The sequence below is a fragment of the Sphingobium sp. AP49 genome, from assembly GCF_000281715.2.
Taxonomy (GTDB): Bacteria; Pseudomonadota; Alphaproteobacteria; order Sphingomonadales; family Sphingomonadaceae; genus Sphingobium.
On sequence record NZ_CP124576.1, the window covers coordinates 1,114,333 to 1,126,723 of the forward strand.

Below are 12,391 nucleotides of genomic sequence, written 5' to 3' on the forward strand. Positions count from 1 at the left end.
TAACGCTCGGCGGAGCCCTTCGACTTCGCTCAGGGCGAACGGTAAAAGGAATGAAGATGACCGAACTCAACCCCCTGACCGTCGCCATGCAGATGGACCCGATGGACGGGATCAAGATCGCCGGCGATTCGACCTTCCACATCATGCTGGCGGCGCAGGCGCGGGGGCATAAGCTCTATCATTATCTGGCGCCTGACCTTAGCTATCGCGACGGCCGGGTGCTGGCCAAGGCGCGGCCGGTGAAGGTGCAGAAGGTGCAGGGCGATCATTATGCGCTGGGCGAGCCGGAGATGCTGGACCTGGGCCGCGACGTCGATGTCGTGTGGATGCGGCAGGATCCGCCCTTTGACCTGAGCTACATCACCGCCACCCATTTGCTGGAGCGGGTGCAGGAAGAGACTTTGGTGGTGAATGACCCGGCCAGCGTCCGCAATGCGCCCGAAAAGCTGTTCGTGCTCGACTATGCCCGCTTCATGCCGCCGACGATGATCACCCGCGACCTGGCCGAGGTGAAGAGCTTCCTGGCGGAGCATGGCGAGATCGTGGTGAAGCCGCTCTATGGCAATGGCGGCGTCGCGGTATTCCATGTCGGCAGCAATGGCGCGAACCTGTCGTCGCTGGTGGAACTGTTCAAGGCCTCGTGGGTCGAACCCTTCATGGTCCAGGCCTTCATCCCCGGTGTCGCGCAGGGCGACAAGCGCATCGTGCTGGTCGATGGCGAGGTCGCGGGCGCGGTCAACCGCATTCCGGGCGCGGGTGAGATCCGCTCCAACCTGGCGGTCGGCGGATCGGCGGCCAAGACGGTGCTGACCGATCGCGAGCGCGAAATCTGCGAGGCGATGGGGCCGGAATTGAAGCGCCGTGGCCTGTTGTTCGTCGGCATCGACGTGATCGGCGGCGAATGGCTGACCGAAATCAACGTGACGTCGCCGACCGGCATCGTGTCGATCGACGCGTTCGACGGCACCGACACCGGCGGCATGATCTGGGATGCGATCGACGCGCGCCTGGCGGCGCGGGCGGCGGCCTGATTTTCATGATCCTTCTCCGTCATCCCAGCGAAGGCTGGGATCTCTCTTTCTGGCTTCGGAATAGAAATAAGTGGGATGCCAGCCTGCGCTGGCATGACGGAAGAGGCAGGACGCACCCATGACCGACTGGGTTCTGCGGCTGATCGATGCGGGGGGCTATTGGGGGATCTTCCTGCTGATGATCCTCGAAAATGTGTTTCCGCCGATCCCGTCGGAACTGATCATGGGGATTGGCGGCATCCGCGTCGGCCAGGGGCGGATGGCGATGGAGTGGCTGCTGCTGGCGGGCACGCTGGGCACCACCATCGGCAATTATTTCTGGTATCTGGTCGGCCATATATTGGGCTTCGGGCGCTTGAAGCCGCTGGTCGATCGCTATGGTCGCTGGGCGACGCTGGAATGGCGCGATGTCGAGGCGCTGGACCGGTTGTTCGGCAAATATGGCCAGATCGTCGTCTTCGTCTTCCGCTTCATGCCGGCCTTTCGCACGATGATCTCGCTGCCCGCCGGCCTGTTCCGCATGGGGCATGTCCGCTTTCTGGTGTGGACCGCTGGCGGGGCGCTGATCTGGAACATCATCCTGGCCTATGCGGGATTTTTCCTGGGGCGTAATTTCCGCGATATCGACAAATATGTGGGGCCGGTGGCGACCGCCTGCGTGATCGGGGCGGTGATCTTCTATCTGTGGCGGTTGGCGACCTGGAAGCCCAAGGGCTGAGGTCGCTCAGAAGGGCAGCTTGATGCCGACCATCACCCGCTGCGAGGTGGTGCCATTGCCCATGCCCTGGCTTTCGACATGGAGATTGCCCTTCACCTTGCCGAACAGCGGCATTTCCGCGCGACCGAGCGGGGGTTCCTCGCTGGTCGCCACCATGTCGCGATCGACGCGCTGGCTCTGGCGCCGGGCGGTGACGACGATGGCGTTGGGATCGGACGAAGGCTGCACCTGCTTCAGGTCGAAATCGGCGGGGATTTGGGCCGGGCCAATAGTTTGCAGGGCCAATAGCAGACGCAGCATGGACATCCCTTCCTTACCCCCGGAAATGGGAGGCTGACGCAGGATTACGGCGAATCCGTGACCATTTCAGGCGCGGGGATGGGCGGCGCGATAGACGTCGAGCAGATGGGCGGCATCGACCTGCGTATAGACCTGGGTCGAGGTCAGGCTGGCATGGCCGAGCAGTTCCTGCAGGCTGCGCAGGTCGGCGCCGCGGCCGAGCAGATGGGTTGCGAAACTGTGGCGCAGCGCATGGGGCGTGGTCCGGTCCGACAGGCCGAGACGCCCGCGCGCGCCCTGCACCGACCGGCGGATCAGCGCGGCCGAAAGCGGACCGCCGCGCGCGCCGCGGAACAGCGGCTGGTCGCGCTCCGGGGACCAGGGGCATTGCTCGGCATAGGCTTCGATCGCGGCGCGGACCTGCGGCAGCAGCGGCACCAGCCGCGTCTTGTTGCGCTTGCCGGTGACGCGCAGCGTGTCGCCCAGCGGCAATATGTCGCCCATCAGCCCCATCGCCTCGCCAATGCGCAGGCCCGCGCCATAGAGCAGCAGCAGCACCGCCCAGTCGCGCGCGCCGATCCAGTCCTCGCGCGCGCCCTCGGCAATGTCGGCCGCCAGCGCCAGCGCCTCGTCGGGGGAGATGGGGCGGGGCAGGCCGCGCTTGACCCGTGGTCCCTTGAGCTGGGGCACGCGGGCTTCTGCGCCGCCGACGAACTTCAGGAAGCCGCGCACGGCGGAGAGTTCACGCGCGGCGGAGAGATTGCCGATGCCGTCGACCCGGCGGCTGGCGAGATAGGCGCGCAGGTCCGCCTGCTCCAGCCGGGCGAGGCTGGCGGCGGTCACGGCCTGGCCCTGATGCTCGGCGAGGAAGGCGATCAGCCGCTCGGCCGTGGCGACATAGGCCCGCACCGTATGGGTGGAGCGCCGCCGGTCGAGGCTGAGATGCTGGCGCCAGCGTTCGGGGAGGGAGGGGGTCATGTTGGAAATGCCGCGCTTAACTTCGCATATTTCCCGCACATTTTGATAGGTTGAAACAAGAGTAGGAAATCTTGTTTCGCGGAGTGGGGCATGCGGGGAGGGGCTGCGTTGCGCATGGCGGCAGCCTAGCAGAGGGGGGCGAGGTAGGACAGGTGGCCCTCCTATCTGATCGTCACCCCAGCGAAGGCTGGGGTCTGTGGCCTTCAAACGATATGGTCGAAGAGATCATCCCAATCCGGGTTGGCCTGTTCGATCAGGCGGATTTCCCAATCGCGCTTCCAGGCCTTGAGCGCTTTCTCCCGACTGATCGCCAGCAGGATATCCGTGTGATGTTCGACGAGGACCAGACGTGTCAGCCCATATTTGCGGCAGAAAATCGATCCGGTGCCGCGCCGAGGTTGATCGATGCGCGCGGCGAGATCGGCGGTGACGCCGATATAGAGGACGCCGCACGGCTTGTTGGTCATGATGTAGGTATAGCCGCCCTGCGCCATCCGGCGATGCTACATATATAGGCCTGAGATGCCAGCCTTCGCTGGCATGACGGTCATCTGCGGCCCTTGAAATCCGCCCGAAAATGGGCACATGGGAGCCATGGCTACCCCGTTTGATCCGGCCGATTTGCCGACCGGCATCCTGATGACGCTGTCGCCGCTGGTGGCGCGCGTGCTGGCGCCCAATCCGTCGCCCTTCACCTATACCGGCACCCAGACCTATCTGGTCGGCGGCGCGGATGTGGCGGTGATCGATCCGGGGCCGGACGAGGCCGAGCATCTCGACGCGCTGATCGCCGCGATCGGCGGGCGGCGCGTGGTGGCGATCCTGTGCACCCATACCCATCGCGACCATAGCCCGGCGGCGCGGCCGCTGAGCGCGCTAACCGGCGCGCCGATCATCGGCTGTGCGCCGTTGACGCTGAACGATGACGGGCCGCGCGCGGACGCGGCCTTCGACGCGGACTATCGGCCCGACCGGGTGCTGGGCGATGGCGAGGTGGTGGCCGGCACCGGCTGGACGCTGGAGGCGGTGGCGACGCCGGGCCATACGTCCAATCATCTCTGCTTTGCGCTGGCGGAAGACAAGGCGCTGTTCACCGGCGATCATGTGATGGGCTGGTCGACCAGCGTCATTTCCCCGCCCGATGGCGACATGACCGCCTATATGCGATCGATGCAGCGGCTGCTGGAGCGGGACGATGTCGTCTATTATCCCGCCCATGGCGAGCCGGTGGAAAATCCGCAGCGGCTGGTGCGCGGCATGATGGGCCATCGCAAGCAGCGCGAGGGCCAGATCATGCGCTTCCTGGAGCGCAATGGCGACAGCGCCATCCCCGACATGGTGGCGGAAATGTACAAGGGCGTGGACCCGCGCCTTTATGGGGCGGCCGGGCGATCGGTGCTGGCGCACCTCATCGACCTCAATGGCCGGGGCATGGCCGCACCGCTGGAGGATGGGCGATGGCAGATGCGCTGAAGCGCTATGCCGGGCCGGTCGCGGTCGCGCTGCTGATCCTGATCGTCGGCGGGGCGATGCTGGTCGGCTGGCAACGCTATAATCGCGACTATGTGGTGAGCGTCGAGGATGACGGCACGGCGGTGACCAAGGTCATTGCCGAAAAGATTGCCGGCACCAGCAGCCTGAAGGTTTCGGAACTGAGCGGCACGATCCAGAGCAGCGCGCGCGATGTGCGCGGCTTTGGCTGGCTGAAGTCCGACCAGGTGGTGAAGATGCCCTTTTCGGTCGACTATTTCGTCAATGTCGGCGCGATCGGCGCGGATGATCTGGAATGGGATGCGGAGCGCCGCACCCTGATCGTCAATGCGCCTGACGTGACCGTCGGCAAGCCCAATGTCGACGAGAGCCAGCGCACCCTGGTGCGGACCAGCGGCCTGTTCGTGACGCGCGAGGCGGGCGAGGAACTGAGCCGGCGCACATCCGCCTATGCCCAGGCGCGGGCCGCCAAATCGGCCGGGTCGCCCGAGCGGATGGCGCAGGCGCGCGACTATGGCCGGGCCGCGCTGGTGAAGCTGATGGCGGCGCCCTTGGCGGCGGCTGGGCAGGGCGATGCGCGGGTGATCGTCACTTTCCCGGCGGAGCGGCCGAACAGGGAACAATGGGACGTGACCACGCCGATCAACGAGGTACTGGCCAACAAGCGGCAGCAGCGCTAGGGCGCGGGCAAAGGGCCGGACATGGGACCGAGGAGTATCAGGGTATGAACGCCATCACCGGCATTCCGCAGGGTCTGGACCTGCGTGCCGAAATCGACCGCCTGCGCAAGGAGCGCAACGCCGTCATCCTGGGCCATTATTATCAGTCGCCCGAGATTCAGGATCTGTCCGATTTCGTCGGCGACAGTCTGGAACTGTCGCGCAAGGCGGCCGAGACCGATGCCGATGTCATCGCTTTCTGTGGCGTGCGCTTCATGGCCGAAACGGCGAAGATCCTGTCGCCGCAGAAGATCGTCGTGCTGCCCGACATGGACGCCGGCTGCAGCCTGGAAGACAGCTGCCCGCCCGCCCAGTTCAAGGCGTTCCGCGAGGCGCATCCCGATCATATTGCGCTGAGCTACATCAACTGTTCGGCCGAGGTGAAGGCGCTGTCCGACATCATCGTGACGTCGTCGTCGGCCGAGAAGATCCTGGCGCAGATCCCCAAGGATCAGAAGATCATCTTCGGCCCCGACAAGCATCTGGGTGGCTACCTCAAGCGCAAGCTGGGCCGCGACATGCTGCTGTGGCCGGGCGTGTGCATCGTGCATGAAGCGTTCAGCGAGACCGAATTGCTGAAGCTCAAGGCCCAGCATCCACAAGCGCCGGTCGCCGCGCACCCGGAATGCCCGCCCTATATCGTCGACCATGCGGATTATGTCGGGTCGACCAGCGGCATCCTCGACTTTGCTAAGACGATGCCGGGCGACACGCTGATCGTCGCCACCGAACCGCATATCATCCACCAGATGCAGAAAAGCGTGCCGGACAAGAATTTCATCGGCGCGCCGGGTGCTGACGGCAACTGCAACTGCAATATCTGCCCCTATATGGCGCTCAACACGATGGAGAAGCTCTATCTGTCGCTGCGCGACCTCAGCCCGCGTATCGAAATGGACGAGACGCTGCGCGTCGCCGCCAAGAAGAGCCTGGACCGGATGCTGGAAATGGCCAGCGGCACGGTCGGCCAGGGCGATCTGGGCGCACGCTGAGATGTCATTGCTACCCGTCATTGCGAGCGTAGCGAAGCAATCCATTGCAGACCCGTGGATTGCTTCGCTACGCTCGCAATGACGAAGTGTGGGTAGCGAACGGATCGCTTGACGGGGAGAAAAGGCACATGGTCAACCTCCCCGACAGCGACTTCGGCCTCGCTTATTATATCCTTGAATGGGCGATCCGCATCGGCGCGCTGATCGCGGTGCCCTTTCGCCGCAGCGCGGCCGCGACGCGGGCCTGGCTGCTGCTGATCTTCTTCCTGCCGGTGCCGGGGCTGATCCTGTTCTGGATCATCGGCAGCCCGCGTTTCCCCGAATGGCGACGCGAGCGCTTTGGCGAGCTCGACCCCTGGTTCGGCGGCATTGGGGCGCGGCTGGCCATTCATGCGCCACCCCGTGATCCGATCGTCGACCTCGCCGCCAAGCTGGGCAAGATGCCGGCGACCGGCGGAAACCGGGTCGATCTGATCTTCGACTATATCGTCGCGATCGACCGGCTGGTGGCGGACATCAATGCCGCGCGGCACAGCGTCCGCATCCTCGTCTATATCTTCGCCGACGATGCGGTGGGGCAGCGCGTGGCCGATGCGCTGGGCGCGGCGGTCAAGCGCGGCGTCACCGTGCAGGTCATGTATGATCCGGTGGGATCGCGGCCGTGGCGCAGGGGGATGGAGGCGATGCTGAGCGCGGCGGGGGTGGAGCTGTGCGCCGCCCTGCCGTTCCGCTGGATCCGCGGGCGGACAAGGCGCGACATGCGCAACCATCGCAAGCTGTTCGTGATCGACGGGACGATCGGCCATGTCGGGTCGCAGAATATCGTCGCGCGCGATTTCAAGCCCGGCATCGTCAACCAGGAACTGGTGGCGCGGGTGACCGGGCCGGTGGTGGCGGAGCTGGAGGCGCTGGTGCGGGCCGACTGGTATATGGAGACGCGCCAGCTGCCCGAGGGGCCAGTGATCATTCCTGAACCGGTTGGCGAGGCGGTGGCGCAATTGCTGCCGAGCGGGGCCAATTATCCGCTGGAAGGGTTCAAGACGCTGCTGGTGTGGCAGCTGCATCAGGCACGCAGCCATGTGATGCTGGTGACGCCCTATTTCATTCCCGACGACGATCTGGTCGATGCGATGCGCACGGCGGTGGTGCGTGGCGTCAAGATCGACCTGATCGTGTCCAAGCCGGTCGACCAGTGGCTGGTCCATGCGGCGCAATCCTCTTATTATGCCGAGCTGATGGCGGCGGGCATCGGTATCCACGCCCATCGGCCCGAATTCGTCCATGCCAAGACGGTCAGCATCGACGGCCGGCTGGCGGTGGTCGGCTCCGCCAATGTCGACATGCGCAGTTTCGAGCTGAACGAGGAGGCGAGCCTGCTCCTCTATGACGCCGAAACGGTGGCGGCAGTCGAAGTCGTGCAGCGCCGCTTCATGGCGCGGGCGGAGACGCTGGACCGCGAGCAGTGGCGCGCCCGCCCGCTCTATCGCAAGGTTGCGGAAAATGTCGCGCGGATGGTCGGCTCGCTGCTTTGACAATATCCGTCATTGCGAGCGCAGCGAAGCAATCCATGTTGCACCGATGGATTGCTTCGCTGCGCTCGCAATGACGATTAAACGGGTACTAACCCGCTGGCATAGCCCCGCATCATCGCCTATCGCATCGGGCCATGAGACATAAGCTGACGCTCCGTTCCGCCCTGATGGCGATCGCCATCGCTTCCGCTCCTGCCCTGATCGCCGCCGCGCCCGCCACGGGTGACGATCCCTATCTCTGGCTGGAGGATATCGAGGGCACAAAGGCGATCGCGCAGGTCGAGCAGTGGAATGGCGAGACGGAAAAGCTGTTGCGTGCCAGCCCGCGTTTCGAGGCGGACCGGGCGCGGGCGCGCGCGATCCTGGACGATGAAAGCCAGATTGCGGTGCCCGACAAGGTGATGGGCGACCGGGTCACCAATTTGTGGCGGGACGCGAAGAATCCGCGCGGCCTGTGGCGGTCGAGCGACCTGGCCTCCTACCTCGCCGGCAAGCCCAACTGGACGACGATTATCGACGTCGATGCGCTGGGCAAGGCCGAGGGCAAGAGCTGGGTCTGGCATGGCGCCGACTGCCTGGCGCCCGATTACAGCCGCTGCCTGATCTCGCTGAGCGCCGGCGGCACCGATGCCGATGTCGTGCGCGAATATGATCTGACCACCGGCAAGTTCGTCGAGGGCGGCTTTACCCTGCCCGAAGCCAAGAGCGACGTCGCCTGGGCGGACAAGGACACGCTGCTGGTCGGCACCGACTATGGCGCGGGATCGCTGACCGCGTCGGGCTATCCGCGCATCGTCAAGCGCTGGAAGCGGGGCACGCCATTGTCGGCGGCGACCTTGGTCAAGGAAGGCGTCGACAGCGACATTTCGGTGCGGCCGCGCGTCGAGCAGGATGGAGCCAAGCGTTGGGTCTTCATCGACCGGGCGCTGACCTTCTACACCAACGACCTCTATATCGAGGGTGCGAACGGCCAGCTGATCCGCACCCCGGTGCCCGACACGGCCGATTTCCGCGGCCTGATCGGCGGGCAGATGATCGTGCTGCTGAACAAGCCGCTGGGCGACATTCCGACCGGATCGCTGGTGTCCTGGCCGATCGCCGATGTGGCGGCGGGCAAGGCGGGGGTGCCGCAGGTCGTGCTGAAGCCGACCGCGACCACCGTTGTCGAGGAAGTGCGCACCACCGACCATATCCTGTGGGTGAAGCAGCTCGACAATGTGTCGGGCGCGCTGCTGGCGATGACTCGCGACCCCGCCACCGGCCGCTGGACCAGCCGTTCGGTGCCGCTGGCCGACAAGGCGACGGTCCATCTGGTCGGCACCGACGACAAGGGCGACCGGGTCTTCGCTTCGGTCGAGGGGATGCTGACCCCGCCGAGCCTGATGGTGGCGGGCGCGCAGGGGCCGGCGCGCACGATCCAGCAACTGCCCGCGCGCTTCGACGCCAGCCAGTTCGTGGTGGAGCAGCGCTTCGCGACGTCGAAGGACGGGACGAAGGTGCCCTATTTCCTGGCGCGCAAGAAGGGCGTGACGGGGCCGGTCCCGGCGTTCATCCATGCCTATGGCGGGTTCCGCGCGGCGCAGACGCCGACCTACCTCACCACCGAACCCTATCGCGCCGGGCCGCTGGGCCTGTTCTGGGTCGAGGATGGCAATGCCTATGTCCTCGCCAATATCCGGGGCGGCGGCGAATATGGTCCGGCCTGGCATCAGGATGCGCTGCGCGAGAAGCGCCAGAATGCGTTCGACGATCTGGCGGCGGTGGCCGAGGATCTGGTGAAGACCGGCGTGTCGACCAAGGGCAATATCGGCATTTCCGGCCGCTCCAATGGTGGCGTGCTGGTCGGCGCGGCGATGACCCAGCGGCCCGACCTGTATGGTGCGGTGATCGCGGGATCGCCGCTGGAGGATATGAAGCGCTATTCGCATCTGTCGGCCGGCGCGTCCTGGGTGGCGGAATATGGCGATCCCGATGTGCCGTCGGACTGGGCGTTCATGCAGCGGTGGTCGCCCTATCAGAATGTGAAGACCGGGGTGCACTATCCGCCCGCCTTCTTCTACCTGTCGACCAAGGATGACCGGGTGCATCCGGGCCATGCGCGCAAGATGGCGGCGAAGCTGAAGGCGACCGGCAGCACGGTCTATTATCATGAATATCGCGAGGGCGGCCATTCGGTCGGCGCCGACCATGCCGAGGATGCGGTGCGCGCGGCGCTCTTGCACGCCTTCCTGACCCGCGAACTGGTGGAGAAGAAGAAGTGAGCGGGGGCGGCCATGCCCTATTATGAATGCTCGATCAGAGGAGCGCATTTTCCGGCTGAATTGATAGGCAAGAAAGGCATGTGTGGTTTCAACACCACGCGATGGTTGGAAGCCGATGATCCCGATGATGCCGAGATGAAAGTCGTTCAGATGCTGCGTGGAGAGCGAAGCTTTCAATGGCGTGGCAAGCCAGAGCGAATGGCTGACGCACGGATATTCGTAGAGACCGTCCGTGAGATCAAGAAACTTCCCAAGTCCCAAGGTGGCGGCGCAACATGGTACACAGAATGAATAGCTTTACCCTGGAGGCGTTCGACCTCGACGCCTTTGTCGCTGCGACGCTGGCGGAGGATCTGGGGCCGGATGGCCGCGACGTCACCAGCGAGGCGGTGATCCCGGCTGATGCGATCTTCGACGGGGTGATGGACAGCCGCGACGCGGTGACGCTCGCCGGCCTGCCGATCGCGGTCGCCTTCTTCCGCGCGCTCGATCCCGATGTCGAGATCGAGCTGCTGCATCAGGATGGCGACCGGGTGGCGGCGGGGACCGACATCATGCGCATTCGGGGCAAGGCCCGCGCGCTGCTGACGGCCGAGCGTTCGGCGCTCAACACGGTGCAGCATCTGACCGGCATCGCCACCATGACGCGGACCTATGTCGACGCGATCCTGGGCACGGGCGCGACCTTGCTGGATACGCGCAAGACGATCCCCGGCCTGCGCCGGCTGGAGAAATACGCCACCCGCATGGGCGGCGCGACCAATCATCGCATGGGCCTGTGGGATGCGGCGATGATCAAGGATAATCATGTCGCGGTCGCCGGGTCGGTCGAGGAAGCGGCGCGCCGGGCGGTGGCCGCCGGCATCGCCCAGATCATCGTCGAGGTCGACCGGGTCGACCAGATCGAGCCGGCGCTGGCCGCTGGCGCCACCCATTTGCTGCTCGACAATATGGATGCAGCCACGCTGCGCGGCGCCGTCACCCTGGTCGGCGGGCGGGTGCCGACCGAAGCATCGGGCGGCGTCACGCTGGAGACGATCCGCGCCAAGGCGGAGACTGGCGTCACCTATATCAGCGTCGGCCGCCTCACCCAATCTGCCCCTGCCGCCGACATCGGACTGGATTTCTCCCATGCGTAACCTGATTTTCGCTCTCGTCCCCATTCTGACCCTTGCCGCCATGCCGGGCACCGCGTTCGCCCAGGCGGCCTATTGCAGCCCGCCGAGCCAGCCGGCCCGACCCGAACCGGAACTGCCCAGCGACAAGGAGCCCAAGCGCGTCCTGCCGATCGGCAGCTATACGCTGGCGATCAGCTGGTCGCCGCAATATTGCGCGACCGCCAAGGGGACGGGCAACAGCGTCCAGTGCGGCGGGCGCAACGGCAAGTTCGGCTTCACCCTGCATGGCCTGTGGCCCGACGGCTATGGCAAGGAATGGCCGCAATATTGCCGCGCGACCGACCTGGTCCCGCGCGCGGTGATCCGCCAGAATATGTGCGCGACCCCCTCGGCTCAGCTGATCCAGCATGAATGGGCCAAGCATGGCACCTGCATGGCGACCAAGCCGGAGCTGTATTTCAACCTGTCGCGCGCCTTCTATGAATCGCTGCGCTATCCCGACATGGCGGCGCTGTCGCGACGTCAGAACCTGACCGCCGGCCAGTTTGCCGAGGCTTTCGCCAAGGCGAACAAGGGCATGACGGCGGACATGATGCGCGTCACCACCACCCGCGACAACAAGCTGAGCGAAGTGTGGCTGTGCATGGACCGGGCGCTGGAATTCACCCGCTGCCCCGGCCATCAGGGCGGCGTGCCCGACAGCGCCTATGTCAAGATCACGCCCGGGCCGATCATCCTCAATCCGCGCCGCCCGGTGCCGCCGCCGGCCAACCCGACCAAGCGGCCCGGCCTGCTGCTGGACCTGGACCCCAACGCCCAGGTGCCGACCGAAGGCAAGTAAGGCAGGTCAGACGTCGATCGTCACCGTCGAGGGATGGTGGCGATCGAGATGCTTGCGGATGATGCGCAGATTCTTGGTGTTCGACTTGTAGAGAAAGTCGAAGATATCGCCGGCAAAGGGAATGGCGCCGACCAGCGTGTCGACGCCGACATTGGCGGCCATGCGGGTCAGTTGCCATTTTGACAGGCCGAGATTGCGGGCTTCCCACACGATCCAGGCGCCCATCGCGGCGGTCGCGATGTCGCCGACGACGGGCACGAGGCCGACCAGGCTGTCGAGGCCGACCCGGCGCTTCGTGCCCGGAATGACGAACAGACCCTCCAGCACGGCTTCCATCATCTCGATCCGACGGCGGATCGAGGCCGGGTCGCGGCCGAAGCCGGGCATGTCACGGACAAGCTCATCGAACTGCTTGGACGAAACGGGCATCC

General features: G+C 65.4%; 14 protein-coding genes. 10 read left to right on the forward strand and 4 right to left on the reverse strand.

Annotation, left to right across the window (positions count from 1 at the left end; all coding sequences use genetic code 11):
• The first annotated feature begins 56 nt into the window (after positions 1-56).
• Complete coding sequence (gshB, locus tag PMI04_RS05395; protein WP_007713847.1) at positions 57-1,031, forward strand: glutathione synthase; 975 nt, start codon at positions 57-59, stop codon at positions 1,029-1,031.
• A gap of 118 nt (positions 1,032-1,149) precedes the next feature.
• Positions 1,150-1,749, forward strand: coding sequence for a DedA family protein (locus tag PMI04_RS05400; RefSeq protein ID WP_007713845.1), 600 nt, complete (start codon positions 1,150-1,152; stop codon positions 1,747-1,749).
• 6 nt (positions 1,750-1,755) lie between these two features.
• Here PMI04_RS05400 and PMI04_RS05405 read toward each other — a convergent pair whose 3' ends face one another.
• The 3 genes from PMI04_RS05405 to PMI04_RS05415 all read right to left on the reverse strand — a co-directional run bounded on the left by PMI04_RS05405 (position 1,756) and on the right by PMI04_RS05415 (position 3,500).
• Positions 1,756-2,055, reverse strand: a complete 300-nt coding sequence (locus PMI04_RS05405) for a hypothetical protein (RefSeq protein ID WP_238535996.1) — start codon at positions 2,053-2,055, stop codon at positions 1,756-1,758.
• Between the two features lie 60 nt (positions 2,056-2,115).
• Complete coding sequence (locus PMI04_RS05410) at positions 2,116-3,006, reverse strand: tyrosine recombinase XerC (RefSeq protein WP_007713841.1); 891 nt, start codon at positions 3,004-3,006, stop codon at positions 2,116-2,118.
• 203 nt (positions 3,007-3,209) lie between these two features.
• Positions 3,210-3,500, reverse strand: a complete 291-nt coding sequence (locus PMI04_RS05415; RefSeq protein WP_007713840.1) for a GIY-YIG nuclease family protein — start codon at positions 3,498-3,500, stop codon at positions 3,210-3,212.
• Positions 3,501-3,600: 100 nt separating this feature from the next.
• Here PMI04_RS05415 and PMI04_RS05420 point away from each other — a divergent pair, with 100 nt between their 5' ends.
• The 8 genes from PMI04_RS05420 to PMI04_RS05455 all read left to right on the forward strand — a co-directional run bounded on the left by PMI04_RS05420 (position 3,601) and on the right by PMI04_RS05455 (position 11,960).
• Positions 3,601-4,479 (forward strand): MBL fold metallo-hydrolase, encoded by an 879-nt coding sequence (locus tag PMI04_RS05420; protein ID WP_007713838.1) that lies wholly within the window; start codon positions 3,601-3,603, stop codon positions 4,477-4,479.
• Positions 4,464-5,177, forward strand: a complete 714-nt coding sequence (locus PMI04_RS05425) for a DUF4230 domain-containing protein (protein WP_007713834.1) — start codon at positions 4,464-4,466, stop codon at positions 5,175-5,177. The genes PMI04_RS05420 and PMI04_RS05425 overlap by 16 nt, the downstream gene beginning before the upstream one ends.
• A gap of 44 nt (positions 5,178-5,221) precedes the next feature.
• Positions 5,222-6,208: a quinolinate synthase NadA gene (gene nadA / locus PMI04_RS05430; RefSeq protein WP_007713832.1), complete on the forward strand. Its 987-nt coding sequence runs from the start codon at positions 5,222-5,224 to the stop codon at positions 6,206-6,208.
• Between the two features lie 128 nt (positions 6,209-6,336).
• Positions 6,337-7,740, forward strand: coding sequence for a phospholipase D-like domain-containing protein (locus PMI04_RS05435; protein ID WP_007713830.1), 1,404 nt, complete (start codon positions 6,337-6,339; stop codon positions 7,738-7,740).
• Positions 7,741-7,874: 134 nt separating this feature from the next.
• A complete protein-coding gene (locus PMI04_RS05440; RefSeq protein ID WP_007713828.1) occupies positions 7,875-10,001 on the forward strand; it encodes a prolyl oligopeptidase family serine peptidase in 2,127 nt (708 codons plus the stop codon).
• Positions 10,002-10,013: 12 nt separating this feature from the next.
• Positions 10,014-10,292: a hypothetical protein gene (locus PMI04_RS05445; RefSeq protein WP_007713827.1), complete on the forward strand. Its 279-nt coding sequence runs from the start codon at positions 10,014-10,016 to the stop codon at positions 10,290-10,292.
• A complete protein-coding gene (gene nadC / locus PMI04_RS05450; protein WP_007713825.1) occupies positions 10,277-11,140 on the forward strand; it encodes a carboxylating nicotinate-nucleotide diphosphorylase in 864 nt (287 codons plus the stop codon). The genes PMI04_RS05445 and nadC overlap by 16 nt, the downstream gene beginning before the upstream one ends.
• On the forward strand, positions 11,133-11,960 hold the full coding sequence (locus tag PMI04_RS05455) for a ribonuclease T2 (RefSeq protein WP_007713822.1): 828 nt from the start codon (positions 11,133-11,135) through the stop codon (positions 11,958-11,960). Before nadC ends, PMI04_RS05455 begins: the two co-directional genes overlap by 8 nt.
• Positions 11,961-11,966: 6 nt before the next feature.
• Here PMI04_RS05455 and PMI04_RS05460 read toward each other — a convergent pair whose 3' ends face one another.
• Positions 11,967-12,389, reverse strand: a complete 423-nt coding sequence (locus PMI04_RS05460) for a DUF4112 domain-containing protein (RefSeq protein WP_007713820.1) — start codon at positions 12,387-12,389, stop codon at positions 11,967-11,969.
• Positions 12,390-12,391 lie beyond the last annotated feature (2 nt).